Genomic DNA, 25,230 nt, shown 5'->3' with positions numbered 1-25,230 from the left:
TCACCTCAGGCGGGAATCGCCACGCGGTCGAGGATCCGGTCGAGCACCTGATCGGCGCTGACGCCGTCGGCCACCGCGTCGTAGCTCAACTGCAGACGGTGGCGCAGCACCGGGTGCAGCACGGCGCGCACATTGTCCGGCGACACGAAGTCCTGGCCCTGCAGCCAGGCGTCGGCCCGGGCGCAACGGTCCAGGCCGATGCCGCCCCGGGGGCTGGCGCCGATGGCGATCCAGCGGCCCAGGTCTTCGTCGTAGTCGGCGGGATGGCGGGTGGCGTTGATCAGGTCGATCAGGTAACGGTCGATCGCCGGGGAGACGTGCACCGCGCTGACTTCCCGGCGGGCGGCGAAGATCACCTCCTGGGCCAGGTTGAAACCGTTGGCCGGGGAGGCGTTCGCGACCTGGGCGGACTCCTCGGCGCGCAGCAGGCGCAGCACCTGGCTTTCGTCCTCGGCGCTGGGGTAGTCCAGCAGCACCTTCATCAGGAACCGGTCCATCTGCGCTTCCGGCAGCGGGTAGGTGCCTTCCTGTTCGATGGGGTTCTGGGTGGCCACCACGATGAACAGATCCGGCAGCGCATGGCTGTTGCCGGCCACGGTGATCTGCCGTTCCTCCATGGCTTCGAGCAGGGCGGCCTGCACCTTGGCCGGGGCGCGGTTGATCTCGTCGGCGAGGATCAGGTTGCCGAACAGCGGCCCCGGCTGGAAGCGGATCTCGTTACGGCCCTCGACCTGGTGCAGCACTTCGGCGCCGGTGATGTCCGAGGGCAACAGATCCGGGGTGAACTGAATGCGGCTCATCTTCGCGTCCAGGTGCCGGGACAGCGCCTTGACCGTGCGGGTCTTGGCCAGCCCCGGCAGGCTTTCCAGCAGCAGATGACCGTTGGCGAGCAGGCCGAGCAGGATCTGGCGGATCACTCGGTCCTGGCCGAGCACCGCTTCGGCCATGTTCGCTTGCAGCGCGTTGAGGTCAGTCAGTGCAGTCATGAGGCGTTTCCTTAACTCAGGACATCGTACAAAAAACGGCACCGCCCGGCGGAACTAGAAAAACGCCAGCGTCAGGTTGACCGCGACGCCGTTGCCCTCCGGACGGTTCTTGGTGTCAAACTCCGGCACCCAGCGGGCGTTGACGCTGGCCTGGGCGTCGGCGAACTTGCCGCTCCAGCCGACCACGGGGCCGGCGCCCACGGAGCGCCCGCGAAAGCCGTTGAGCGTGTCGGCGGTGTCGCCCTTGTCGTCGCTGATCTGCTGCACGTAACCGGCCGCCAGCCCGGCGTTCCAGCCGTTGCCGAAGCCATGCGTCCACATCGCGTCGAGGGTGAAGAGGGTGCCGTTGCGGTAGTCGGTGGCGTCGTTGCGGGTGTAGAACTCCAGCCCGCTTGAGACGGTGAACTCGCCGCCCTTGCCGTCCAGGTGGGTGAAGGCCACGGTGGGCATGAAGGTGTAGGTGTTCTGCCCGGCGTTGGCGAGCCGGTCTTTGTCGTAGGCCCCGGTGGGCACGTAGACCGGCAGGGAAAAGGCGATGTGGTTGAGTTCGTCGAAGTGATAGCCGGCGGCGATCGGCGTCACCAGCGCATCGGCGAACTGGGTGGCGGTATCGCCCGTGCCGAGGGTGCGTCCGCGCGGGCCGGTGACGCTGGCGGTGACGTCGGTGTACTGCACCGGCACGCCGATGGCCGAGGCATAGTTCCAGCGGCCCTGGCCGGTGTCCCAGACGTGGGTGAGGTTGGCCAGGGTGTAGGAGACTTTCATGTCGATCCCGGCACTGACCGCGCCGGAGATCGGCGCGCCGCGGCTGCCCTTGATGTCGCCGTCGTACCAGATGCTGGTCAGCGACATGACCCAGCCGGGCGCGGGCGGCACCACCCCGGCGTTGGAGAACACCTGCTGGCCGGTGATGGGGCGGCCGACGCCGCCCTCGACCGACCAGGCCATCGCCGGGCAGAACATGCACAGCGCCAGCAGCGGGCGCACGACGCAGGGTTTGGCCATGGACGGCTCCGCTCAGGGGTGTGGAAGGGTCGTGGAGGGAGCGGTGCGTTCAGCGGTGGCGACGTGCGGAGCGGCCTGGGAACCGGCGGTGAAGTCACGGGCGCCGACGCCGCAACTGACGAACGTGAGCATCAGGCCGTAGCCGGCGAGCCTGAGGGCCAGCCCAGGCCGGCCGCACGCAGCGGCCGCTGGCGAAGGCGTCGACAGCAAGGCGAAGATTTCCACTGTCTTCGACATAGTTCCCGATTCCCTGGTGGCGTACTGGAAGGCACGGAATTCCTGGGTGCAGCGATGTGAACCTTTTCCATTCACGCCGGTGGATAGTGTCTGTTGACGCTAGCAGCAAATGAGGGGTTATCCAGTCGCAGGGATTAATTCTTTGGGAGGGGAGACGTCGGGCAAGGGCAGGGGACGGCGCCCCCGCCCTGAAGGGTTCAGTGCTTTTTCGCCTGTTCGCGGATGCGCTCTTCCTGCTCGCGCAGTTCGGGGGTGAACTCGGCGCCGAAGTCCTCGGCGCTGAACACCTGGCGGATCTCGATTTCGGCGTCGGTGCCCGGCATCGGGTTGGGGCAGCGCTTGACCCATTCGATGGCTTCGTCCCGGGATTTCACCTCCCAGATCCAGTAGCCGGCGATCAGCTCCTTGGTTTCGGCGAAGGGGCCGTCGATCACGCTGCGCTTGTCGCCGGAGAAACGCACCCGGGCGCCCTTGCTGCTGGGGTGCAGGCCGTCGGCCGAGACCAGGATCCCGGCCTTGGCCAGCTCCTCGTTGTAGTTGCCCATGGCGGTGAGCAGCTCTTCGCTGGGCATGACGCCGGCTTCGGAGTCCTGGCTGGCTTTGACGATGATCATGAATCGCATGGTGTGAATCTCCGCTGGGGGTGGGATATTTGCCACTTAGTCGAACGCCGGGGGCCGGAATCGACAGCGTCGCTAAATAAAAGATGCCCGCCTGCGTTTTGACAAATGCCGGCCCACCCAAGGAACCCTCCGCCATGCCCGTTCTGGAACTCACCACCCTGATTCCCGGCCGTACGCCGTCGCAGGTGCTGGACTTCTGCCTGGAAGGCGTCAATTTCCCGAAGATCTTTTCCGAACGCATCGCGCCGTTGGGCGACATCGACCTGAACGACCTGCGGATCGAGGCCGGGCGGCAGTTTCGCTTTCGCCACTGGATGTTTAACCTCATCCCGTCGGACTGGACGGTGACTATCCGCGAGGCCGGGGACAGCCATTTCGTCGATGAAATGCTCAAGGGGCCGTTGCGCGCCTTCCGCCACGAACACCGGGTGGCGACGGGCGAGGGCGGTACGCTGTACACCGACTGGGTGACCTACTCGGCCATCGGCGGCGCCTTCAGCGAACGCCTGCTGGTGAACGGCTACATGCGGCGGATCTTCGAGGCGCGGCACCGCAACATGCTGCGGTTGCTCGCATAGCCCTGTAGGCGCGAGCCTGCTCGCGATGGAGCCGGATCGGTCACTGCGACGGTGGCGGTCGGACATCGCGAGCAGGCTCGCTCCTACAGATGAATGGGGGCAGTTGTATCCAGTTTTGTGTGCCGAAACATGACAATTTCAGTCCGGGCATAGGTCGCCGGCGCATTTCGTGGTTAACTTCGGCCTCTTGCATGCTGTCCAACAAAACATTCAATACGTTCAGAAGGATTCCGTTCATGGCTCAAGTCACCCTCAAAGGCAACCCGGTTCAAGTCGACGGCCAGTTGCCGCAAGCCGGTTCCCAGGCGCCCGCTTTTTCTCTGGTAGGCGAAGGGCTGGCCGACGTTTCCCTGTCGAGCTTCGCCGGCAAGCGCAAAGTGCTGAACATCTTCCCGAGCGTCGACACCCCGACCTGCGCCACCTCGGTACGCAAGTTCAACGCCCAGGCCAACGACATCGCCAACACCGTGGTGCTGTGCATCTCGGCTGACCTGCCATTTGCCCAGGCTCGCTTCTGCGGCGCTGAAGGTCTGACCAATGTGAAGAACCTGTCGACCCTGCGCGGTGCCGAGTTCATCCAGAACTACGGCGTTGCCATCGCTGACGGCCCGCTCAAAGGCCTGACCGCCCGCGCCGTCGTGGTGCTGGACGAGAACGACAAGGTGCTGCACAGTGAACTGGTCGGCGAAATCGCCGATGAGCCAAACTACGAAGCGGCCCTGGCTGTCCTGAAGTAACCCACGCTTCGAACACCGCTTTTACAATTGTTAACGGCCTGGCCCTGTCCAGGCCGTTTTCATTTGTGTATCAGTCTCTTGGCTCACACCTTGAAACGTAAGTTGAAGGTAAATTGCCGGTAAAGCCGCTTTGCTTAATCCCCACCAGTGCTTATCGTTCAGCCTCCCGTAACAGAAGCCCACGCGCCCTATGGTCAATCACTCCATGCAATCGTCCCCCCGTCATTCCCGTCGCTGGCTGCTCAGCCTGCTTGTGTTGGTGGCCGTCGCCGGCCTGTGCTGGAAATTCTGGCCCGCCGGCACCGCCCACAAGGAGGGCGGCGAGAAGGCCCAGGCCGGCCACACCGGCCGTTCGGGGATGATGCGTCCGGGGTTCGGCGGCGGCTCGGGGCCGGTGCCGGTGCGTGTCGCGCCGGTGGTCAAGGGGGATTTCCCGCTGTACTACAAGGCGCTCGGCACGGTGACCGCGCTCAACACCATCAACGTGCGCAGCCGGGTCGGCGGCGAGGTGGTGAAGATCTGGTTCGAAGAGGGGCAGATGGTCAAGGCCGGCGACTTGCTGGCTGAAATCGACCCGCGCCCGTACCAGAACGCCTTGCTCCAGGCCGAGGGCACCCTGCTGCAGAACCAGGCGCAGCTGAAGAACGCCCAGGTCGATGTCGAGCGCTACCGCGGCCTGTACAAGGAAGACAGCATCGCCAAGCAGACCCTGGACACCGCCGAGGCGCTGGTCGGCCAGTACCTGGGCACGGTCAAGACCAATCAGGCGGCGGTCAACGACGCCAAGCTCAATCTCGAATTCACCAAGATCCGCGCGCCGATCGCCGGTCGCGTCGGCCTGCGTCAGCTCGACGTCGGCAACCTGGTGGCGGCCAACGACACCACGGCCCTGGCGGTGATCACCCAGACCCAACCGATCAGCGTCGCCTTCACCTTGCCGGAAAACAGCCTCGACACCGTGCTCGCCCGCTACCGCAGCGGCGCCAAGCTGCCGGCCGAGGCCTGGGACCGCGGCGACACCCGCCTGCAGGCCACCGGCGTGCTGCAGAGCCTGGACAACCAGATCGACGTGGCCACCGGCACCCTCAAGTTCAAGGCGCGCTACGACAACCGTGACCAGTCGCTGTTCCCCAACCAGTTCGTCAACGTCCACCTGCTGGCCGACACCCTCAAGGGCGTGCTGCTGGCCCCGTCGGCGGCGATCCAGTTCGGCACCAACGGCACCTTCGTCTATGCCATGGACGGGGACAAGAAGGTCACTCTGCGTCAGTTGAAGATCGGCGCCAGCGACGGCGACAACACCGTGGTCACCGAAGGCCTGGCGCCCGGCGACCGCGTCGTGCTGGAAGGCACCGACCGCCTGAAGGAAGGCAGCGAGGTGGAAGTGGTCAACGAAAGCCAGGACGTGCCGGCCACCCCGACCGGGCACCTGCAGGGCAAGTCCGCGTCCGGCGCCCCTGAAGCGCCCGCCGGCGACAAGGCCAAGAAGGGCGCATGAACATCTCACGGCTGTTCATCCTTCGCCCGGTCGCCACCACCCTCAGCATGCTGGCCATCGTTCTGGCCGGCCTGATCGCTTACCGCTTGCTGCCGGTGTCGGCCCTGCCTCAGGTCGACTATCCGACCATCCGGGTCATGACCCTGTACCCCGGCGCCAGCCCCGACGTGATGACCAGCGCCGTGACCGCACCGCTGGAGCGCCAGTTCGGGCAGATGCCCGGCCTGACGCAGATGGCTTCCACCAGTTCCGGCGGCGCCTCGGTGCTGACCCTGCGCTTCAGCCTCGACATCAACATGGACGTCGCCGAACAGCAGGTGCAGGCCGCGATCAACGCCGCCACCAACCTGTTGCCGAGCGACCTGCCGGCGCCGCCGGTGTACAACAAGGTCAACCCGGCGGACACCCCGGTGCTGACCCTGGCCATCACCTCCAAGACCATGCTGCTGCCCAAGCTCAACGACCTGGTCGACACGCGCATGGCGCAGAAGATCGCCCAGATCAGCGGCGTCGGCATGGTCAGCATCGCCGGCGGCCAGCGCCAGGCGGTGCGGATCAAGGTCAACCCCGAGGCACTCGCGGCCAACAGCCTGAACCTGTCGGACGTGCGCACCCTGATCGGCGCGTCCAACGTCAACCAGCCCAAGGGCAACTTCGACGGCCCGACCCGGGTGTCGATGCTCGACGCCAACGACCAGCTCAAGTCCCCCGAGGACTACGCCAACCTGATCCTGGCCTACAAGAACGGCGCGCCGCTGCGGCTCAAGGACGTCGCGCAGATCGTCGACGGCGCCGAAAACGAACGGCTGGCCGCCTGGGCCAACCAGAACCAGGCTGTGCTGCTCAACATCCAGCGCCAGCCCGGCGCCAACGTGATCGAGGTGGTCGACCGGATCAAGGCGCTGCTGCCGAGCATCACCGACAACCTGCCGGCGGGCCTTGAGGTCACGGTGCTCACCGACCGCACCCAGACCATCCGCGCCTCGGTCACCGACGTGCAGCACGAACTGCTGATCGCCATCGCCCTGGTGGTGATGGTGACGTTCCTGTTCCTGCGCCGGGCCAGCGCCACGGTGATCCCGTCGGTGGCGGTGCCGCTGTCGCTGATCGGCACCTTCGGCGTGATGTACCTGGCCGGGTTCTCGGTGAACAACCTGACCCTGATGGCCCTGACCATCGCCACCGGTTTCGTGGTGGACGACGCGATCGTGATGCTGGAGAACATCGCCCGGTTCATCGAGGAAGGCGACAGCCCGATGCAGGCCGCGCTCAAGGGCGCCAAGCAGATCGGCTTCACCTTGATCTCCCTGACCCTGTCGCTGATCGCCGTGCTGATTCCGCTGCTGTTCATGGCCGATGTGGTCGGCCGGCTGTTCCGCGAGTTCGCCATCACCCTGGCCGTGGCCATCCTGATTTCCCTCGTGGTGTCGCTGACCCTGACGCCGATGATGTGCGCCCGCCTGCTCAAGCGCGAGCCGGAGGCCCACGAGCAGGGCCGCTTCTACCGGGCCAGCGGCGAATTCATCGACTGGATGATCGCCGTCTACGGCCGGATGCTGCAGTGGGTGCTCCGGCACCAGCCGTTGACGCTGCTGGTGGCTGTCGGCACCTTGGCGCTGACCGTGTTCCTGTACATGGCGGTGCCCAAGGGGTTCTTCCCGGTGCAGGACACCGGGGTGATCCAGGGCATTTCCGAGGCGCCGCAGTCGATTTCCTTCGCCGCCATGGGCGAGCGCCAGCAGGCGCTGGCCAAGGTGATCCTCGACGATCCGGCGGTGGAAAGCCTGTCGTCCTACATCGGCGTGGACGGCGACAACGCCACGCTCAACAGCGGCCGCCTGCTGATCAACCTCAAGCCGCACCGCGAGCGTGACCTGAGCGCCGCCGACGTGATCGCCCGGCTGCAGCCCCAGGTGGACAAACTGGTGGGCATCCGCCTGTTCATGCAGCCGGTGCAGGACCTGACCATCGAAGACCGCGTCAGCCGCACCCAGTACCAGTTCAGCATGTCGTCGCCGGACGCCGACCTGCTGAGCCTGTGGAGCAAGCGCCTGGTCGACGCCCTGGCGCAGCGCCCGGAGCTGACCGACGTCGCCAGCGACCTGCAGGACAAGGGCCTGCAGGTGTACCTGGTGATCGACCGCGACGCGGCCTCGCGCCTGGGCGTGTCGGTGTCGAACATCACCGACGCGCTGTACGACGCCTTCGGCCAGCGGCAGATCTCCACCATCTACACCCAGGCCAGCCAGTACCGTGTGGTGCTCCAGGCCCAGGCCGGGGAGAAGATCGGCCCGCAGGCGCTGGACCAGATCCACGTCAAGACCACCGACGGGGCCCAGGTGCGCCTGTCGAGCCTGGCCCGCATCGAAGAGCGCCAGGCGCAACTGGCGATCACCCATATCGGTCAGTTCCCGGCGGTGATGATGTCCTTCAACCTGGCGCCGGGCGTGGCGCTGGGGCAGGCGGTCGACATCATCGAGCAGGTGCAGAAGGACATCGGCATGCCGCTGGGCGTGCAGACCCGCTTCCAGGGCGCGGCCGAGGCGTTCCAGGCCTCGTTGTCGAGCACCTTGCTGCTGATCCTGGCGGCCGTGGTGACCATGTACATCGTGCTGGGCGTGCTGTACGAGAGCTACATCCACCCGGTCACGATCCTCTCGACCCTGCCGTCGGCGGCGGTCGGCGCCTTGCTGGCGCTGCTGCTCAGCGGCAACGACCTGGGCATGATCGCGATCATCGGCATCATCCTGCTGATCGGCATCGTCAAGAAGAACGCGATCATGATGATCGACTTCGCCTTGGACGCCGAACGCCACCAGGGCATGGCGCCCGAGCAGGCGATCTACCAGGCGGCGCTGCTGCGCTTCCGGCCGATCCTGATGACCACCCTGGCCGCGCTGTTCGGTGCGGTGCCGCTGATGCTGGCCACCGGCTCCGGCGCCGAGCTGCGCCAACCGCTGGGCCTGGTGATGGTCGGCGGCCTGCTGGCCAGCCAAGTGCTGACGTTGTTCACCACACCGGTGATCTACCTGTACTTCGACCGGTTGGGGCGTCGCTTCGGCAAGTCCGCAACCGAAGAAGAGGTGGCGGTGTGAGCCTGTCCAACCGCAAACCCAGTGGGAGCGGGCTTGCCCGCGAAGGGGCCGTGAGGTTCGGCACCGGCGCCGGGAGCGCAGGCCGATGAACCTGTCCGGCCCATTCATCAAGCGCCCCGTGGCGACCATGCTGCTGAGCCTGGCGATCATGCTGCTGGGCGGCGTGAGCTTCGGCCTGCTGCCGGTGTCGCCGCTGCCGCAGATGGACTTCCCGGTGATCGTGGTGCAGGCCAGCCTGCCCGGCGCCAGCCCCGAGGTCATGGCCTCGACGGTGGCCACGCCGCTGGAGCGCTCGTTCGGCGCCATCGCCGGCGTCAACACCATGAGCAGCCGCTCCAGCCAGGGGTCGACCCGGGTCATCCTGCAGTTCGACCTCGACCGCGACATCAACGGCGCGGCGCGGGAAGTGCAGGCGGCGATCAACGCCTCGCGCAACCTGCTGCCCAGCGGCATGCGCAGCATGCCGACCTACAAGAAGGTCAACCCGTCCCAGGCGCCGATCATGGTGCTGTCGCTGACCTCCGACGTGCTGGAGAAGGGGCAGCTCTACGACCTGGCCTCGACCATCCTGTCCCAGAGCCTGTCCCAGGTGCAGGGCGTGGGCGAGGTGCAGATCGGCGGCAGTTCCCTGCCGGCGGTGCGCGTCGAGCTGGAGCCCCAGGCCCTGAACCAGTACGGCGTGTCCCTGGACGACGTGCGCAAGACCATCGACGGGGCCAACGTGCGCCGGCCCAAGGGCTCGGTCGAAGACGGCCAGCGCCTGTGGCAGATCCAGGCCAACGATCAGTTGGAGAAGGCCAAGGACTACGAGTCGCTGATCATCCACTACGCCGACGGCGCGGCCCTGCGCCTCAAGGACGTGGCCAAGGTCAGCGACGGCGTCGAGGACCGCTACAACAGCGGGTTCTTCAACGATGACGCGGCGGTGCTGCTGGTGATCAACCGCCAGGCCGGGGCCAACATCATCGAGACGGTCAACGAGATCAAGGCCCAACTGCCGGCGTTGCAGGCGGTGCTGCCGGCCAGCGTCAAACTCAACCTGGCGATGGACCGCTCGCCGGTGATCAAGGCGACCCTGCACGAGGCCGAGATGACCCTGCTGATCGCCGTGGCGCTGGTGATCCTGGTGGTGTTCCTGTTCCTGGGCAATTTCCGCGCCTCGCTGATCCCGACCCTGGCGGTCCCGGTGTCGCTGGTGGGCACCTTCGCGGTGATGTACCTGTACGGCTTCTCGCTGAACAACCTGTCGCTGATGGCGCTGATCCTCGCCACCGGGCTGGTGGTGGACGACGCCATCGTGGTGCTGGAGAACATTTCCCGGCACATCGACGAAGGCATCAAGCCGATGCGGGCGGCGTACCTGGGGGCCAAGGAAGTCGGCTTCACCCTGCTGTCGATGAACGTGTCGCTGGTCGCGGTGTTCCTGTCGATCCTGTTCATGGGCGGGATCATCGAAAGCCTGTTCCGTGAGTTCTCCATCACGTTGGCGGCGGCCATCGTCGTTTCCCTGGTGGTGTCCCTGACCCTGACGCCGATGCTCTGCGCCCGCTGGCTCAAGCCCCATGTGCCGGGGCAGGAGAACCGCCTGCAGCGCTGGAGCCGGCGCACCAACGACTGGATGGTCGGCAAGTACGCCACCAGCCTCGACTGGGTGCTGCGCCACCGGCGCCTGACGCTGTTGAGCCTGATCGTCACCGTCGGCGTCAACGTCGCGCTGTACGTGGTGGTGCCCAAGACCTTCATGCCGCAGCAGGACACCGGCCAACTGATCGGTTTCGTGCGCGGCGACGACGGCCTGTCGTTCAGCGTGATGCAGCCCAAGATGGAGATCTTCCGTCGGGCGGTGCTCAAGGACGAGGCGGTGGAGAGCGTCGCCGGCTTCATCGGCGGCAGCAACGGCACCAACAACGCGTTCATGCTCGTGCGCCTGAAGCCGATCAAGGAGCGCAACCTGTCGGCGCAGAAGGTCATCGAACGCCTGCGCAAGGAAATGCCCAAGGTCGCCGGTGCGCAACTGATGCTGATGGCCGACCAGGACCTGCAGTTCGGCGGCGGCCGCGAACAGACCACCTCGCAGTATTCCTACATCCTGCAGAGCGGCGATCTGGGTGCGCTGCGCGAGTGGTATCCGAAAGTGGTCACGGCGCTGCGGGCCTTGCCGGAACTGACCGCCATCGACGCCCGCGAGGGCCGCGGGGCGCAGCAGGTGACGCTGATCGTCGACCGCGACCAGGCCAAGCGCCTGGGCATCGACATGGACATGGTCACCGCCGTGCTCAACAACGCCTACAGCCAGCGGCAGATCTCCACCATCTATGACAGCCTCAACCAGTACCGGGTGGTGATGGAAGTCAATCCGAAGTACGCCCAGGATCCGGTGACGCTCAACCAGGTGCAGGTCATCACCGCCGACGGCGCACGGGTGCCGCTGTCGACCATCGCCCACTACGAAAGCAGCCTGGAAGACGATCGGGTCAGTCATGAAGGCCAGTTCGCCTCCGAAAGCATTTCCTTCGACATGGCCGAAGGCGTGACGGTGGAGCAGGGCACCGCCGCCATCGAGCGGGCCATCGCCAAGGTCGGCCTGCCGGAAGACGTGATCGTGAAGGTGGCCGGCACTGCCGACGCCTTTGCCGCCACCCAGAAGAGCCAGCCGTTCATGATCCTCGGTGCGCTGCTGGCGGTGTACCTGGTGCTGGGCGTGCTGTACGAAAGCTACATCCACCCGCTGACCATCCTGTCCACGCTGCCGTCGGCCGGGGTCGGCGCGTTGCTGTCGATCTACGCGCTGGGCGGCGAGTTCAGCCTGATTTCGTTGCTCGGGCTGTTCCTGCTGATCGGCGTGGTGAAGAAGAACGCGATCCTGATGATCGACCTGGCGCTGCAACTGGAGCGCCATGACGGCCTGTCGCCGCTGGAATCGATCCGCAGCGCCTGCCTGCAACGCCTGCGGCCGATCCTGATGACCACGCTGGCGGCGATCCTCGGCGCCTTGCCGCTGCTGCTCAGCCGGGCCGAAGGCGCCGAAATGCGCCAGCCGCTGGGCCTGACGATCATCGGCGGGCTGGTCTTCAGCCAGGTGCTGACCCTTTACACCACCCCGGTGGTCTACCTCTATCTCGACAAGCTGCGCCACCGCTTCAACCAATGGCGTGGCGTGCGCACCGATGCCGCTCTGGAAACTCCGCTATGACTGACCGTTCGCTTATCCAACTGGCCACCGTCCGCGGCTCGCGTCTGCTGAGCCTGTCGCTGTGCGTGGCGATGCTCAGCGCCTGCGCCGTCGGCCCGGACTACCAGCGCCCGCAGACCGCCGAGATCGCCCAGTACAAGGAAGCCGAGGGCTGGCGCCAGGCCAGCCCCAGCGACTCGCTGGCCCGCGGCGCCTGGTGGGAGCTGTACGGCGACCGCCAGCTCAACGAACTGATCGAGAAGCTCAACAGCGCCAACCAGACCGTCGCCCAGTCCGAAGCCCAGTACCGCCAGGCCCAGGCCCTGGTGCGTGACGCGCGCGGCGCGTTCTACCCGAGCATCGACCTCAGCGCCGGCAAGACCCGCTCCAGCCAAGGCACCGGGAGCAGCAGTTCAAGCCTGAGCAGTTCCTCCAGCGGCATCCGCGATACCTACAACACCCAATTGGGCGTGAGCTGGGAGGCCGACATCTGGGGCAAGCTGCGCCGTGGGCTGGAGGCCGACGAGGCCAGCGCCCAAGCCAGCTTTGCGGACCTTGCGGCGATGCGCCTGAGCCAGCAGTCGGAACTGGTGCAGAACTACCTGCAACTGCGGGTGATCGATCAGCAGAAGCGTTTGCTGGAGTCGACCGTGGCGGCCTACGAGCGCTCGCTCAAGATGACCATGAACCAGTACAACGCCGGCGTCTCCGGGCGTGACGCGGTGGCCCAGGCCCAGACGCAGCTGAAGACCACCCAGGCCGATCTGGTGGATCTGATCTGGCAGCGGGCGCAGTTCGAGAACGCCATCGCGGTGCTGACCGGCCAGCCGCCGGCGCAGTTCAAGCTGGCCGAGACCCAGGACATCCCGAAACTGCCGCAGATTCCGTTGAGCCTGCCGTCGCAACTGCTGGAGCGGCGCCCGGACATCGCCTCGGCCGAACGCTCGGTGATGGCCGCCAACGCCAACATCGGCGTGGCGAAGGCCGCCTATTACCCGGACCTGACCCTGAGCCTGAGCGGCGGCTACAGTAGCAGTACGTCCAGGGACCTGATCAGCCTGCCGAACCGCTTCTGGTCGGTGGGCCCCAAGCTCAACCTGCCGCTCTTCGACGGCGGCCGCCGCTCGGCGGAGGTCGACCGCACTGAGGCCGTATACGACCAGACTGTGGCCAAGTACCGGCAGACGGTGCTGGACGCCTTCCGCGAGGTGGAGAACTACCTGGTGCAGCTCAAGGTGTACGAGAACGAGGCGGGCGTGCGCCAGGAAGCCCTCGACGCGGCGCGGGACTCCCTGCGCCTGACCGAGAACCAGTACAAGGCCGGCCTCATCGCCTACATCGACGTGGTGGTGGTCCAGGCCACCGCGCTGAGCAACGAGCGCAGCGTGCTGAACGTGCTGCAGAGCCGCCTGATCGCCAGCGTGCAACTGATCGCGGCGCTCGGGGGCGGTTGGGACGGTCAATTGGAGATGAGCGACAGCCGCTGAGGGCGCTTGTGGATCTCCAAGGCGTTCACAGACTTTCGGGGGCTGCTGCGGGAGCAAACTGCCTCGCCGCGGTCAGCCCCCAAACGTCGTTCCAGAGCCGTTCACACTCATCAAACAAGCGTTTCATCGGCTTGATGGCCAATTGATTACTTAGTCAGTGCGTTCTTCCGCGCAATCAGTACAATCGGCGCATTTGCCCCGACCCTAATGGACTGACCGCGGCGGGGTGGCCACGAGAATCGTCATGCTCATCGGTAGCTATTCCTTCACCCTGGTTTTCATTTCGCTGTGTGTCGCGATCCTGGCGTCCTACACCGCCCTCGACCTCACCGGGCGCATCGCCACCGCCAAGGGGCGGGCCGTGCATCTGTGGACCGCAGGCGGTGCGTTCGCCATGGGCATCGGCGTCTGGTCGATGCATTTCATCGGCATGCTCGCCTTCAAGCTGCCGATCAGCCTGGGCTATGACATTGCGATCACGGCGCTGTCGCTGCTGATCGCGGTGCTGTCCAGCGGCTTTGCCCTGTGGCTGGTCAGCCAGCCGAAGCTCCCGGCCTGGCAGTTGGGCGTCGGCGCCTTGGTGATGGGCGCCGGCATCAGCGCCATGCACTACACCGGCATGGCGGCCATGCGTATGACGCCGGGGATCGACTACGACCCGACGCTGTTCGGCGCCTCCCTGATGATCGCCGTCGGCGCCTCGGCGGCGGCGCTGTGGATCGCCTTCCGCCTGCGCCAGCATTCGCCCTACGTGCGGCTGTTCCGCGCCGGGGCGGCGATCATCATGGGCATCGCGATCGTCGGCATGCACTACACCGGCATGGCGGCGGCGCGGTTTCCCGAAGGCAGCTTCTGCGGCGCCGCGCTCGACGGCCTGAACGGCAACGGCCTGGACAACCTGGTGCTGATCACCACCCTGGCGGTGCTGGCCATCGCCTTGCTGACCTCGATCCTCGACGCCCGCCTTGACGCGCGCACCGCCGACCTGGCCCATTCCCTGACCGTGGCCAACCGCGAACTCACCCAACTGGCCCTGCACGACACCCTGACCGGCCTGCCCAACCGCATGCTGCTGGACGACCGGATCAATCAGGCCATGAAAAAAGTGCAGGAGCAGGGCGCCTGCTTCGCCCTGATGTTCATTGACCTGGACGGCTTCAAGCCGGTCAACGACGCCTTCGGCCACCACATGGGCGACCAGTTGCTGCGCGAAGTGGCCGCGCGCCTGCGCCAGGACCTGCGCAGCATGGACACCCTGGCGCGCATCGGCGGCGACGAATTCGTCCTGCTGGTGCGCCTGAACGAGCCCGACGATGCCCTGGGCCTGGCGGCCCGTCAGGTGGGGCTGATCGCGCAGTCGTTCCGGGTGGCCGACCACGAGCTGCAGATTTCCGCCAGCGTCGGCATCGCCCTGTACCCAGGCAACGGCCAGAGCGCCCAGGAACTGCTGATGAACGCCGACGCGGCGATGTATCACGCCAAGGGCGGCGGCAAGAACGGCTACAGCTTTTTTGACGCCTCGATGAACAGCAACGCCCGCAAGCAATTGCAGCTGTTGCAGGATCTGCGCGCGGCCCTGGAGCACCACCAGTTCAGCCTGCATTACCAGCCCAAGTTCGACGCCGCCGACGGCCGCCCGGTCGGCGCCGAGGCGCTGTTGCGTTGGCAGCACCCCACCGACGGCATGCTGATGCCGGACAAGTTCATCGACCTGGCCGAGAAGACCGGTCTGATCATTCCCATCGGCGAGTGGGTGCTCAACGAAGCCTGCCGGCAGATGCGCGAATGGTATGTGCTGGGCTACACCGACTGGCGGATCGCGGTGAACCTCTCGGCGCTGCAGTTCTGCCACTCGGGCCTGGTGCAGAGCGTGGCCAAGGCTCTGGCCACCCATCATCTGCCGGCCAACAGCCTGACCCTGGAAATCACCGAGACCACGGCCATGAACGATGCCGACGCCAGCATGACGGTGCTGCAGGAGCTTTCGGACATGGGCGTCGACCTGTCCATCGACGACTTCGGCACCGGCTATTCGAGCCTGATGTACCTCAAGCGCCTGCCGGCCAACGAGCTGAAGATCGATCGCGGTTTCGTGCGTGACCTGGAGCACGACAGCGATGACGCCGCCATCGTCTCGGCGATCGTCGCGCTGGGGCAGGCGCTGGGGCTGCGGATCGTCGCCGAAGGGGTCGAGACCGGTGTGCAGCAGGACTTCCTCACCCAACTGGGTTGCGATTCGCTGCAGGGTTACCTGCTGGGGCACCCGATGCCGGCGGAGCACTTCCTGCAAGGCGTGCACCAGCGCAGCGAGCGTCAAGCGACGGGCTGACCCGGCGCGAGCAAGCGCCCTCGCCACGGCGATCGCCCGTGGGGCAATGTGCAGCCATGCAAAACCCGCCGATGACGGTTATTCTTGCCTCGACTGTCACGTGTGCATCGGGGGATAGCCAGCATGGATAAAGTCATTGTGATCACCGGCGGGGGGCGCGGGATCGGAGCCGCCACGGCGCTGTTGGCCGCCGCGCAGGGCTACCGGATCTGCATCAACTACCAGGCCGACGAGCAGGCTGCCCACCAGGTGCTCGACCAGGTGCGGGCCATGGGGGCGCAGGCCATCGCGGTGCGGGCCGATGTCAGCATCGAGGACGAAGTGGTCGCCCTGTTCCACCGGGTCGACACGGAGCTGGGCCGGGTCACGGCGCTGGTGAACAATGCCGGCACGGTCGGCCACAAGTCGCGGGTCGACGAAATGTCCGAGTTCCGTATCCTCAAGATCATGAAAACCAACGTGCTGGCGCCGATACTCTGCGCCAAGCACGCGATCCTGCGCATGTCGCCCAAGCACGGCGGGCAGGGCGGCAGCATCGTCAACGTCTCGTCGGTGGCCGCCCGCCTGGGCTCGCCCAACGAATACGTCGACTACGCGGCCTCCAAGGGCGCGCTGGACACCTTCACCATCGGTCTGTCCAAGGAAGTGGCGGGCGAGGGCATCCGGGTCAACGCGGTGCGGCCGGGCTACATCTACACCGATTTTCATGCCCTGAGCGGCGATCCGGACCGGGTCAGCAAGTTGGAGTCGGCGATTCCGATGGCGCGGGGCGGGCGGCCGGACGAGGTGGCGGAGGCGATTGTCTGGCTGCTGTCGGACAAGGCGTCCTATGCCACCGGTACCTTTGTCGATTTGGGCGGCGGGCGCTAGGTTCACCGACGCTTGACCGGCGGCCTTGCTGGCGCCATCGCCAGCAGGCTGGCTCCCACAGGGCGCAATGGCGGGCAGGTAGTCCGTGGCCTGCACCGAACAGGGTGGGAGCCAGCCTGCTGGCGAAGAGGCCGGCAACGGCACCCCGTGCGGCCGGTCGTGCAGATTCTCGATCAGCCGTGAAAGGTGTAGCGGTCCTTCCCGGTGTGCTTGGATTCGTACAGCGCTTCGTCGGCCTTGATCAGCGCCTGGTTCAGGGTGTCGCCGTCCTCCACCCGGGTGACGCCGATGCTGATGGTCACCGGGTGCTGGGTCGGCCGTTCGCGCACGGTGCGGCACAGTTCGCCGGCCAGCGCCTCGACGTCTGCGTGGCGCACCCCGGCCAGGTAGATCGCGAACTCCTCGCCGCCCAGGCGCGCATATTCATACGGCGCCATGACCGACTTGATGTCCGCCGCGATCCCCTTGAGCACTTCGTCGCCGATGTCGTGGCCGTACACGTCGTTCACTTTCTTGAAGTTGTCGATGTCGATCATCGCCAGGAAGTGGTCCTGTTCGCGGGGGACGGCCATCAGGCGTTTTTCGGCGCGGGCCATGAACGAACGGCGGTTGGGGATTTCCGTGAGGGTGTCGTTGTAGGCCTGGTCCAGCAGCAGCCGGGACATGATGTAGTTGTACAGCTTGGCCTCGCGCAGCTTGAGGAAGGTGTACATGGTCAGTCCGCAGAGGAACACGCTGTAGCACGCCGTCAGCACGCCCCGCAGCTCGAACAGCCCGATGTCGGTGAACAGGAAGGGATTGAGCACCAGCCAGATCGTCGCCTGCGCGGCATAGAACGACCAGCGGCTGATCGGCAGCACCGACGTGCTGTAGAGGATGCTGGAGGCGCCGAGCACCAGCCACGCCGGCTGGAAGCTGGACGGCAGACCGTCGATCAGCAGGCGCACGCCGAGGGTCATGGTCAGCACGAACAGCAGGTTGAGCACGTCGAAGTGCCGGGCCCGGCGGGTGAACAGCAGGATCACCGTCAGCACCGCAAACACCGCCAGGAACGCCATCGAGCGCCAGGTGAAGCCCTGGCCGCCGAGAAAGCTCACGATCAGGTCGAAGATGACCCACACGCTGATGCTGGCGACGAAGATCAGCAGGCAGAACGAGCGCAGGCGCTCGAACTCATGCTGGATGAACTCGGCCCACAGCTCGGCGGGCGCGGTTCGCTTCAGGACTTCATCTTCAATGGTTTTGTACATCGCGCTCCTGATGTTCGCGCTGGTTGTCGAGGATCACCCGGCCCCACGGCCGATACCGCAGGGAAAACACTGCGTCCGGGTGACAGCCGGCGGCGCTGGCGTCCGGCGCGGCGGGGTCGGCGCGGAACGGCTGGCCTTCGGCGCTGGTCTGGCGGAACGCCTCGCGCACGATGCCCACGGAGCAGGGCAGGGCCTGGGCGTAACCGTTGCGCACCAGCGGCGGCAAGCGTGCGGTGCCGGCGCCGTCCTGCCACCACACCTGAATGCCCGCCGCGCTCATCTCGCCCAACCATTGGCCGTTGACCGCCGGCGCCAGCTTGCCGGCGCTGAACGCGCTGACATGCAGCGGCGCATCCAGCTGGCCGGCGAAGTCCTTGAGCTGGCGTTGCAGGGTCGCCCGCCGGTCCGCCGCCAGGAAGTGCAGGTCGTCCAGCTCCAGCGGCAGATACCAGCCGGCGACCGGCAGTTGCCAGTCCTGGCGCAACGTCCGTTGCTGGGCCAGCGAGCGTCCCAGCTGCGCTTGCCAGTAGGTGCCGAGGCCGGCGCTGTCCAGCTCGTCGATGCGCCGGTAGTAGGCCGGATCCATCGCCAGCCCGAGCACCAGTTCCAGGCCCTGGCGCTGCGCCAGCCGGAGGCTTCGGGCCAGCCAGCCGTCGGCGCCGCCGAAGTCCGAATCGCCATAACTCGTCCACTGCACGATCAGCGTGCGGGTGCCCTGGCGGGCGGTGTCCTGCCAGATCTTTTGCCATTGCGCCTGGGTCAGCCGCGCATCGACATTCAGCGGCTGATAGAACACCCGGGCGTCGGCCTGAGCCACTGTCGCGCCCAGCACCAGGCAGAAAAACACTAACCATCGCGCCATCAGAAATTCCACTCCACACCCAGCAGCACACCGTTGCCGCCTTCATACAGATTGCCGCCCAGCGATTGCTGGTATTCGGTGCGCACCGTCAGTTTCGAGCGGTAGGCGTTGTAGCGGTCATCGTCGTACCACCATTGCCAGCGCAAGCCGACGCCGGTGCGCAGGTCCTGGCGCCAGTCGTTGCCGGGATCCTGGCTGGCGAACTCAAGGAAGCCGTACGGCATGAGGGTCTGGGCGCCGTTGAACGGCAGTTTCCAGGCATGGCCCTGCTGGAAGCGCGACAGCCACTGGTGGTCGCCGGCCTTGGTCCACCACGCGGCGTCCAGGTAGAGGAAACGTTCGTCCCAGTCGCTCTCGTCGACGCGCCAGTCGTTGCGGTACCGGCCCTGATCGAGGAACGACGCCGTGGCGCGCAGCAGGTAGTCGGTGCTGGTGTGGCCGTCCTGACGGTGGTCGCCGATCTGGTCCAGCAGCTTTTCCGGCACCAGCATCTGGCCCAGGTTCAGGCTGTGGCTGTCATCGTCGTCGAACTGGCTCTGTTTGTAGATCTCGCCGTAGAAGTTGATGTTCTGCGTGCCCCACGGCTTGTAGCGCAGGCCGACGCCGGCGGCGAGGGATTCGGCGTAGCGCGAGCGGCCCTGGCCGCCGAGCAGCACCCGGCCATACACCGACAGCGTGCTGCCGGCGCGGCTCGGCTCTTCGCCCAACGCATGGTCCCACATCGCCAGTTGCACGTTCTGCGAGTCGGCGCGGCGGTTCGTGCCTTTGCTGTCGTCGGGGCGCACGAAGTCGTTGGTCGACACCCCGGCCGGCGACCAGGTGCTGGCCAGCGTTCGGCTGTCGCGGCGCGACAGGGTTTCGTGGGCGCGGCGCTGGCGGTAGCGGCGGGCTTCCATGCTGCCGTCCTCGTCATCGGCGGCCACCGGGTTCTGCTCCAGGTCGATCACCCGGCGCAGTTCCCGGCGGGCCGACGCACTGTCCTCGGCCTCGTCGTAGCGCCAGGCGAGGGTCTCGCCGAGGCGATAGTCCTCAGGAAAATCGCGGGTGGCCTGTTGCAGGTACGGGATGGCGGCGGCGCGCTCTTCGCGGGTTTGGGCACCGGCCAGACGCATGCCGTAGTCGGCGCGGTAGCGCGGATTGGTCGGGTCGCGGCGCACGGCTTCGGCCAGCCAGGCGGTGCTTTGCGGCAGGTCGCCGGCCTTCTGCGCCGTGACCGAGGCGGCGTAGAAGTGCCCGGCGTCCGGTTGCTGCCGCAAGGCCTGGCGCTGGCGCTCCAGGGCCTGGGTACGGTCGCTCCGAGCGTCGGCGATCGCCGCGCCGAGGGCCCATTCGTTGGCGCCGCGTGTGGTGCTTTGTTGCCAATAGTGTTCGGCGGTCTGGCTGTCGCCCACGTTGAGCGCGCTGCGGCTGGCGGTGAGGCGGGCGTTGTCGCTCAGTTCAGAGGCCGGCAGGCTGCGCCACAGGGCCAGGGCCCCGGCGGAATCTCCGGCTGCCTCCAGCGCATAGGCCAACGGCAGGCGGCTGCCGCGGTCGCCGAGCTTCTCGGCCTGCCGGTAATACACGACGGCTTCCCCCGGTCGGTCCGGCATCGCGCAACGGCCGAGGGCCCGGAAGTCGCCGGCGGCCAGCGGCTGGCTGCCGATGGCTTGCCGCACGACGTCGCACTGGCCGCTTTCCGCCAGTTGCGCCAGCAGTTGGCCCCGGGTGGCAGCGTCGACGCGGCCCAGCAGCGATGCCATGCGCCGTCGCTGGGCCGGCGTCGTGCTGGGCGACGAAGCGTAGAGCCCGGCCAGCCGCTGCAACGCCGTGGAGGACAAGCGGCCGCCATGTCGGTCATACGCGTCTTCCAGCAGCGTCTGCGCGCGCTCGCGCTGCCCGGCGTTCAAGGCGATGTAGCTGGCCTGATCCAGCGAAGCGAGGTTGCCGGTCTGCCGGTAATGGCGTTCCCACAGCCCGGCGGCTTCCTGGCTGCGACCCTGTTTCTGCAACAGCTCGGCCCGGCGCTTGATCACCTCGGCGGTCTGCGGCTGCGCGGCGAGCCAGGCCATGACCTTGTCGCTTTGGCCCTCGGCCTGCCAGACATCGAGCAGTTGCGCCTGCCGGCGGCTGTCCCAGGGCTGGGGCAGGCGGGTGGACTGCAACAGGTCGGTGGCTTGCAGGCGCTGGGCGAGCACCAGCCAGGCCTGCGGATCGTCCGTGGGGTTGCAGCGGCGCAATTGGGCGCTGGCGGCCTCCGGGTCATGCCGGGACAGCCACTCGACGGTCTCCAGGCACGGGCGCTGCAAGTCGTTGCTCAGGCGCTGGACACTGGCGCTGTCGCCGGTCTGCCGGGCCAGTTCCCACAGGCGCTGGCGCTGGGCCGGGTCGGCCAGGTCGCTGGCCGGCAACGACTGCATCCAGCGTTCGGCCTGCTGCTCGTGGCCCATGGCGATGGCGCGGTCGACCATCGCCAGACGGATCTTGCGCGCCGCTTCGGGGCTGGGCGCCTGCTGCAACAGGTCTTGCAGCGGCTTTTCGTCCAGCCGCTGCACGTAGGCGTTGGCCAGGCGTTGCCAGCCCTCGGCGTCGAGCTGCTTGCGCGCGGCCAGCGGCGCCAGTTGTTCAATGGTGCCGTTCCAGTCGCGCAGTTGCTCGGACCAGTTGGCCCGGGCCAGGCGCAGGATGTTGTCGTCGCCCTTGGGCGCCAGTTGCGCCAGCCAGTCGTGGGCCCGCGCCGCGCCGCCGAACTTGGCCAGGCTCAGGCTGTAGGCCTGCCACAGGCGGACGCGGTCGTTCAGGCTGCTGTTGGCCATCCAGTTTTCCACCTGGGTGCTGGTCGGCGGATCCTGCTCGATCCAGGTCAGGCGCAGGTCGAGCAGACCGTCGCTGTCGTTGCCCAGCACCTGCAAGGCGTCCTTGTAGCGGCGCTGCTTGGCCAGGGCTTCCACCAGCAGGGCGCGGGCCTCGTCGTTTTTCGGCACTTTTTCCAGCAGGTGGCGCATCAGCCGTTCGACTTCCTTCCAGTTGCCTTTCTTGGCTTCCCGGTAGCTGCGGTCCATGTAGGGGTAACTGCGGAACTGCTCGAAATCGCTCAGCGGCGCCGCCAGCGAAGGCTGCGCGCTCAGGCCGAGCAACAGGCTGCCCATCAGCAGGGTGCGGCGGTTGACCACAGGCTTCATGCGACCTCCCGGACGATGCGGTAGGCGGCTTGCTGTTCGCTGGCCTGGTCGGCCAGAGCCTGCTCAAGGATCTCCTGGGTGATCATGCCCCGAGAGATAAGGTGTTCGCCGAGGGACATCTGTTCGGCGTCGAAGTCGATCAGGGCCTGATTGAACAGGGTCGGCGGCACCATGCCGCGCACCTGCAGCAGGTTGCCCAGCAGCACCTGGTGATGGCTGACCCGCTCAAGCAGGGCTTCGTCGTCCTGATGACGTTCCAGCACTTGCAGCATATGACGCACTTCCTCGGTCTGGCGGGGGCTGGCGTACCAGTAACGGATCCCCAGGGTGACGCGGCCCTGGGGCGCCAGGCGGCAGCGCACCGGGCGTTTGAGTTGGCGGCCGATCGCGCCGAGTGAGACCTGGCTGACCGGGCCTTCGGAGGCCAGCACCAGGGTGTCGCCGTCCTCGGCCACCGGCAGCACGCCGTAGTGGGAGGCTACGCGGCGCGGCACGGCGTCGATCAGGCGTTTGTCCAGCTTGAACGGATTGAGCGGCGCCCATTCCAGATCCAGCTGTTCGGCCAGGGTCTGCACCAATTGCGTGCTGTCGATGTGTTCGCGCAGCAGCAGTTCGCGGCCGAGCCGGCGGCGCACGGGGCTGGTGATCGCGGCTTCGAGCTGTTCTTCGCTGAGCAGGCCTTTCTCCACCAGCCGGTGGCCGAGCGGGGTGCGCTGGGCCTTGGTCAGGGCAGGGAATTCGTGGGTGGTCTTGTCCCACGCCACGCGCCGCGAATCGCCCATTTCCATGACCTGGCGCAGGGCGCGCAGGTTGGCGAAGAAGTTGACGAAGTTGCTCCACATCATGCGCGGCGCCGACAGCAGGCCTTCGACGATGCCGTAGTAGCGGGTGACGAACCAGCCGCGCTGGAACAGACGGTTGAGCAGCATCAGGCCGTTGAGCCACAGCAGCGCCGAGAGCAGCGCGCTGTCGGCCAGGATCGACGGATAGCGCCAGGCCTCCGGGGCGATCACGGTGATCAGCCACATCGCCAGCAGCACCAGGAACAGCAGGTTGACCATGAAGCTCAGCAGGTAGGCGATCAGCCCGCGCCGGTCGCGCCACAGGAAATAGTTGAGCAGGCCCTTGCGGCTCCAGCCCAGGTTCTTGGTGCCCTGGAACACGATGCCGACGATCCAGCGCGACTTCTGCCGGATGGCGTGCTGCAAGTCACGGGGGAAATGCTCGCGTACGCAGATCACCTGGGCGAACTCGCGGTTCATGCCGAACACCCAAGGCTGTTCCAGCGCCAGTTTCGGATCGGTCACCGAGTAGCGGGCGAAGATGCACTTCATGCCTTTCTGCTTGAGGCGGAAACCGATGTCGTAGTCCTCGGTCAGGCTCTGCACGTCGAAGGCGATGCCGTCGCCGTCCTCTAGCAGCGCGCTGATCGCCTTGCGGCTGAAGCAGGTGCCGACCCCGGCGCTCGGCACCTGACCGGTCAGGGCCTCGCGCACGATGACGTCCTTGCCGTGGTTCTCGGCGAACTCGTCCACGTAATGGCCGGCGGTGAAGCCTTTCCATTCCGGCGCGTAGGGGTAGACCGGGATCTGGATCAGATCCTTGTTCGGCAGCAGGTAGTTGTAGAGGCGCAGCTCCATCGGCGAGATCACGTCTTCGGCGTCGTGGAGGATGAAGCCGGCGAACTGGATCTTCGCTTCGCTCTCGAACCGGAAGATCGCGTCGATGATGTTGTTCAGGCAGTCGGCCTTGCTGGTCGGCCCCGGCCGGGCGCACACCACTTTGTGCACGTTGGGGTAGTGCAGGCAGACCGCGTCGACGTCGGCCTGGGTCTCGGCGTCGTTGGGGTAGGTGCCGACGAAGATCTGGTAGTTCTCGTAATCGAGGGTCGAGGCGGCCAGGCGCGCCATCTCCCCGACCACGCCGACCTCGTTCCAGGCCGGCACCATGATCGCCAGCGGCTTTTCCGGAATGGCGTACAGGCGCTCCTCGTCGGCGCGCTTGAATTTCTCGTAGATGCGCCAGCGCCGTATGAGCTTGCGGCCCCAGTACACCAGGTCGATGAACAGATCGTCGAGGCCGAGGATGAACATCAGCAGGGCGAGAAGGATCGCCACATACTTAAGACCGAACAGCACATACGCAAAGAAATCGATCCAACCCAGGCTCATACCCCGTTACCCGCCGCCGAGCGTGCGCTCAGCCAGGCGTGGAGGCGGGTGGCGATCAGTTCGCTGGCGTGGCCGTCGCCGTAGGGGAAGTGCACGCGGCTCATGCGGGTGTAGGTCGCTTCGTCGTCGAGCAACTGGCTGGCCTCCTGGACGATGCGTGCCTTGTCGGTGCCCACCAGCACCATGGTGCCGCTTTCCAGCACGGACGGCCGCTCGGTCACGTCGCGCAGCACCAGCAACGGTTTGCCGATGGCGGGCGCTTCCTCCTGCACGCCGCCGGAGTCGGTGAGGATGAAATGCGCGCGACCCATGAGCCAGACGAAGTGGGGGTAGTCCTGCGGGGCGACCAGGTAGAGGTTGGGCTTGCCCGCCAGCATGCCGTACACCACTTGCTGCACCTGGGGGTTGAGATGAACCGGGTAGACGAACTGCACGTCGGGGTAGCGTTCGGCCAGTTCCGCCAGTGCCTCGCAGATGTTGTTGAACCCGCCGCCGAGGTTCTCCCGGCGGTGGCTGGTGATCAGCACCATCCGGCGGCTGTCGTCGAGCGCCGCCAGGGGCGAGTCGGCGGCCGGGTGCCAGCCGGTCTCGCGCTGGTGCTCGCGCATCCACAGCAAGGCGTCGATCACAGTGTTGCCGGTGATTTCCAGGTTGTCCTGGGGCACGCCTTCGCGCAGCAGGTTGGCGGCGGACTTGGAGGTCGGCGGGAAGTGCAGGTCGGCGATCACGCCGGTCAGGCGCCGGTTGGCTTCTTCCGGCCACGGCGCGCGCAGGTTGCCGGTGCGCAGCCCGGCCTCGACATGGCCGATGGGCAGTTGTCGGTTGAACGCGGCGAGGGCGGCGATGAAGCTGGTGGTGGTGTCGCCGTGCACCAGGACGATGTCCGGTTTGACCCGGTCGTAGGCCTGGTCGAGTTGTGTGAGCAGATGTTGCGAGAGGCCGTTCAGGGTCTGGCCCTGGGTCATCACTTGCAGGTCTTCATCGACGGTGAGCTCGAAGGCGTCGAGCACCTGGTTGAGCATTTCCCGGTGCTGGCCGGTGGAGCAGATGTTCAGTCGGATGTCGGGCCACTGACGCAGAACCCGGGCCAATGGGGCCATTTTGATGGCCTCCGGTCGGGTGCCGAAAACCATCATGACGTTAAAGGACATGGACCCCTCCTGGGACGTGAG

Annotated in this window: 17 protein-coding genes; 8 read left to right on the top strand and 9 right to left on the bottom strand. The window is 66.5% G+C overall.

Annotated elements, in window-relative coordinates:
- Positions 1-5: 5 nt before the first annotated feature.
- From CAG29_RS07685 to CAG29_RS07670, 4 genes are all read right to left on the bottom strand, one after another.
- Positions 6-986 carry a MoxR family ATPase gene (locus CAG29_RS07685; RefSeq protein WP_085632749.1) on the bottom strand — a complete coding sequence of 327 codons (981 nt, stop codon included), beginning with the start codon at positions 984-986 and terminating at the stop codon, positions 6-8.
- 54 nt (positions 987-1,040) lie between these two features.
- The gene (locus tag CAG29_RS07680) at positions 1,041-1,991 is read right to left on the bottom strand and encodes a transporter (protein WP_085694137.1); all 951 of its coding nucleotides are present in this window, start codon (positions 1,989-1,991) and stop codon (positions 1,041-1,043) included.
- Between the two features lie 12 nt (positions 1,992-2,003).
- Complete coding sequence (locus CAG29_RS07675) at positions 2,004-2,228, bottom strand: hypothetical protein (protein ID WP_085582484.1); 225 nt, start codon at positions 2,226-2,228, stop codon at positions 2,004-2,006.
- A gap of 197 nt (positions 2,229-2,425) precedes the next feature.
- A complete protein-coding gene (locus CAG29_RS07670) occupies positions 2,426-2,851 on the bottom strand; it encodes a YciI family protein (RefSeq protein ID WP_085640030.1) in 426 nt (141 codons plus the stop codon).
- Between the two features lie 134 nt (positions 2,852-2,985).
- Here CAG29_RS07670 and CAG29_RS07665 point away from each other — a divergent pair, with 134 nt between their 5' ends.
- From CAG29_RS07665 to CAG29_RS07630, 8 genes are all read left to right on the top strand, one after another.
- Entirely contained in the window at positions 2,986-3,429 is a 444-nt protein-coding gene (locus CAG29_RS07665) for a polyketide cyclase (protein ID WP_085694134.1), read from the top strand.
- 236 nt (positions 3,430-3,665) lie between these two features.
- Entirely contained in the window at positions 3,666-4,166 is a 501-nt protein-coding gene (gene tpx / locus CAG29_RS07660) for a thiol peroxidase (RefSeq protein WP_085694131.1), read from the top strand.
- A 190-nt stretch (positions 4,167-4,356) separates the two neighbouring features.
- Positions 4,357-5,664: an MdtA/MuxA family multidrug efflux RND transporter periplasmic adaptor subunit gene (locus tag CAG29_RS07655; protein WP_085694129.1), complete on the top strand. Its 1,308-nt coding sequence runs from the start codon at positions 4,357-4,359 to the stop codon at positions 5,662-5,664.
- The gene (locus CAG29_RS07650) at positions 5,661-8,759 is read left to right on the top strand and encodes an MdtB/MuxB family multidrug efflux RND transporter permease subunit (protein ID WP_085694126.1); all 3,099 of its coding nucleotides are present in this window, start codon (positions 5,661-5,663) and stop codon (positions 8,757-8,759) included. Before CAG29_RS07655 ends, CAG29_RS07650 begins: the two co-directional genes overlap by 4 nt.
- An 85-nt stretch (positions 8,760-8,844) precedes the next feature.
- The gene (locus CAG29_RS07645; protein ID WP_085694124.1) at positions 8,845-11,952 is read left to right on the top strand and encodes an efflux RND transporter permease subunit; all 3,108 of its coding nucleotides are present in this window, start codon (positions 8,845-8,847) and stop codon (positions 11,950-11,952) included.
- Positions 11,949-13,418, top strand: a complete 1,470-nt coding sequence (locus tag CAG29_RS07640) for an efflux transporter outer membrane subunit (RefSeq protein ID WP_085582498.1) — start codon at positions 11,949-11,951, stop codon at positions 13,416-13,418. Before CAG29_RS07645 ends, CAG29_RS07640 begins: the two co-directional genes overlap by 4 nt.
- 244 nt (positions 13,419-13,662) lie before the next feature.
- Entirely contained in the window at positions 13,663-15,747 is a 2,085-nt protein-coding gene (locus CAG29_RS07635) for a bifunctional diguanylate cyclase/phosphodiesterase (RefSeq protein ID WP_085694122.1), read from the top strand.
- 123 nt (positions 15,748-15,870) lie between these two features.
- Complete coding sequence (locus CAG29_RS07630; protein ID WP_085582502.1) at positions 15,871-16,617, top strand: SDR family oxidoreductase; 747 nt, start codon at positions 15,871-15,873, stop codon at positions 16,615-16,617.
- 173 nt (positions 16,618-16,790) lie between these two features.
- Here the strand turns inward: CAG29_RS07630 and CAG29_RS07625 are convergent, their stop codons facing one another.
- The 5 genes from CAG29_RS07625 to wecB are packed head-to-tail and all read right to left on the bottom strand — an operon-like array spanning position 16,791 to position 25,209.
- Positions 16,791-17,867: a diguanylate cyclase gene (locus tag CAG29_RS07625; RefSeq protein WP_085694120.1), complete on the bottom strand. Its 1,077-nt coding sequence runs from the start codon at positions 17,865-17,867 to the stop codon at positions 16,791-16,793.
- Positions 17,851-18,729, bottom strand: a complete 879-nt coding sequence (locus tag CAG29_RS07620; RefSeq protein ID WP_085582506.1) for a DUF4434 family protein — start codon at positions 18,727-18,729, stop codon at positions 17,851-17,853. Before CAG29_RS07620 ends, CAG29_RS07625 begins: the two co-directional genes overlap by 17 nt.
- Positions 18,729-21,887, bottom strand: coding sequence for a phage receptor (locus CAG29_RS07615; RefSeq protein ID WP_085694118.1), 3,159 nt, complete (start codon positions 21,885-21,887; stop codon positions 18,729-18,731). Before CAG29_RS07615 ends, CAG29_RS07620 begins: the two co-directional genes overlap by 1 nt.
- The gene (gene nrfB / locus CAG29_RS07610; RefSeq protein ID WP_085582510.1) at positions 21,884-24,058 is read right to left on the bottom strand and encodes a cyclic di-3',5'-guanylate-activated glycosyltransferase NrfB; all 2,175 of its coding nucleotides are present in this window, start codon (positions 24,056-24,058) and stop codon (positions 21,884-21,886) included. Before nrfB ends, CAG29_RS07615 begins: the two co-directional genes overlap by 4 nt.
- On the bottom strand, positions 24,055-25,209 hold the full coding sequence (gene wecB, locus CAG29_RS07605) for a non-hydrolyzing UDP-N-acetylglucosamine 2-epimerase (RefSeq protein ID WP_085694116.1): 1,155 nt from the start codon (positions 25,207-25,209) through the stop codon (positions 24,055-24,057). Before wecB ends, nrfB begins: the two co-directional genes overlap by 4 nt.
- Positions 25,210-25,230 lie beyond the last annotated feature (21 nt).

Source organism: Pseudomonas sp. B7(2017), from assembly GCF_002112745.1.
GTDB classification, from domain to species: Bacteria; Pseudomonadota; Gammaproteobacteria; order Pseudomonadales; family Pseudomonadaceae; genus Aquipseudomonas; species Aquipseudomonas ekonensis.
Note: the sequence above shows the minus strand (reverse complement) of the source record. Positions and strands in the feature narration are given on the sequence as shown.

Excerpts from the sequence above, each read along its gene's own strand:
- CAG29_RS07680 (WP_085694137.1), bottom strand. The coding sequence starts at position 1,991 with ATGGCCAAACCCTGCGTCGTGCGCCCGCTGCTGGCGCTGTGCATGTTC.
- CAG29_RS07625 (WP_085694120.1), bottom strand. The coding sequence starts at position 17,867 with ATGTACAAAACCATTGAAGATGAAGTCCTGAAGCGAACCGCGCCCGCC.
- CAG29_RS07670 (WP_085640030.1), bottom strand. The coding sequence starts at position 2,851 with ATGCGATTCATGATCATCGTCAAAGCCAGCCAGGACTCCGAAGCCGGC.
- CAG29_RS07675 (WP_085582484.1), bottom strand. The coding sequence starts at position 2,228 with ATGTCGAAGACAGTGGAAATCTTCGCCTTGCTGTCGACGCCTTCGCCA.
- CAG29_RS07650 (WP_085694126.1), top strand. The coding sequence starts at position 5,661 with ATGAACATCTCACGGCTGTTCATCCTTCGCCCGGTCGCCACCACCCTC.
- CAG29_RS07635 (WP_085694122.1), top strand. The coding sequence starts at position 13,663 with ATGCTCATCGGTAGCTATTCCTTCACCCTGGTTTTCATTTCGCTGTGT.
- CAG29_RS07640 (WP_085582498.1), top strand. The coding sequence starts at position 11,949 with ATGACTGACCGTTCGCTTATCCAACTGGCCACCGTCCGCGGCTCGCGT.
- CAG29_RS07615 (WP_085694118.1), bottom strand. The coding sequence starts at position 21,887 with ATGAAGCCTGTGGTCAACCGCCGCACCCTGCTGATGGGCAGCCTGTTG.
- wecB (WP_085694116.1), bottom strand. The coding sequence starts at position 25,209 with ATGTCCTTTAACGTCATGATGGTTTTCGGCACCCGACCGGAGGCCATC.
- nrfB (WP_085582510.1), bottom strand. The coding sequence starts at position 24,058 with ATGAGCCTGGGTTGGATCGATTTCTTTGCGTATGTGCTGTTCGGTCTT.
- CAG29_RS07655 (WP_085694129.1), top strand. The coding sequence starts at position 4,357 with ATGGTCAATCACTCCATGCAATCGTCCCCCCGTCATTCCCGTCGCTGG.
- CAG29_RS07685 (WP_085632749.1), bottom strand. The coding sequence starts at position 986 with ATGACTGCACTGACTGACCTCAACGCGCTGCAAGCGAACATGGCCGAA.
- CAG29_RS07665 (WP_085694134.1), top strand. The coding sequence starts at position 2,986 with ATGCCCGTTCTGGAACTCACCACCCTGATTCCCGGCCGTACGCCGTCG.
- CAG29_RS07630 (WP_085582502.1), top strand. The coding sequence starts at position 15,871 with ATGGATAAAGTCATTGTGATCACCGGCGGGGGGCGCGGGATCGGAGCC.
- CAG29_RS07645 (WP_085694124.1), top strand. The coding sequence starts at position 8,845 with ATGAACCTGTCCGGCCCATTCATCAAGCGCCCCGTGGCGACCATGCTG.
- tpx (WP_085694131.1), top strand. The coding sequence starts at position 3,666 with ATGGCTCAAGTCACCCTCAAAGGCAACCCGGTTCAAGTCGACGGCCAG.
- CAG29_RS07620 (WP_085582506.1), bottom strand. The coding sequence starts at position 18,729 with ATGGCGCGATGGTTAGTGTTTTTCTGCCTGGTGCTGGGCGCGACAGTG.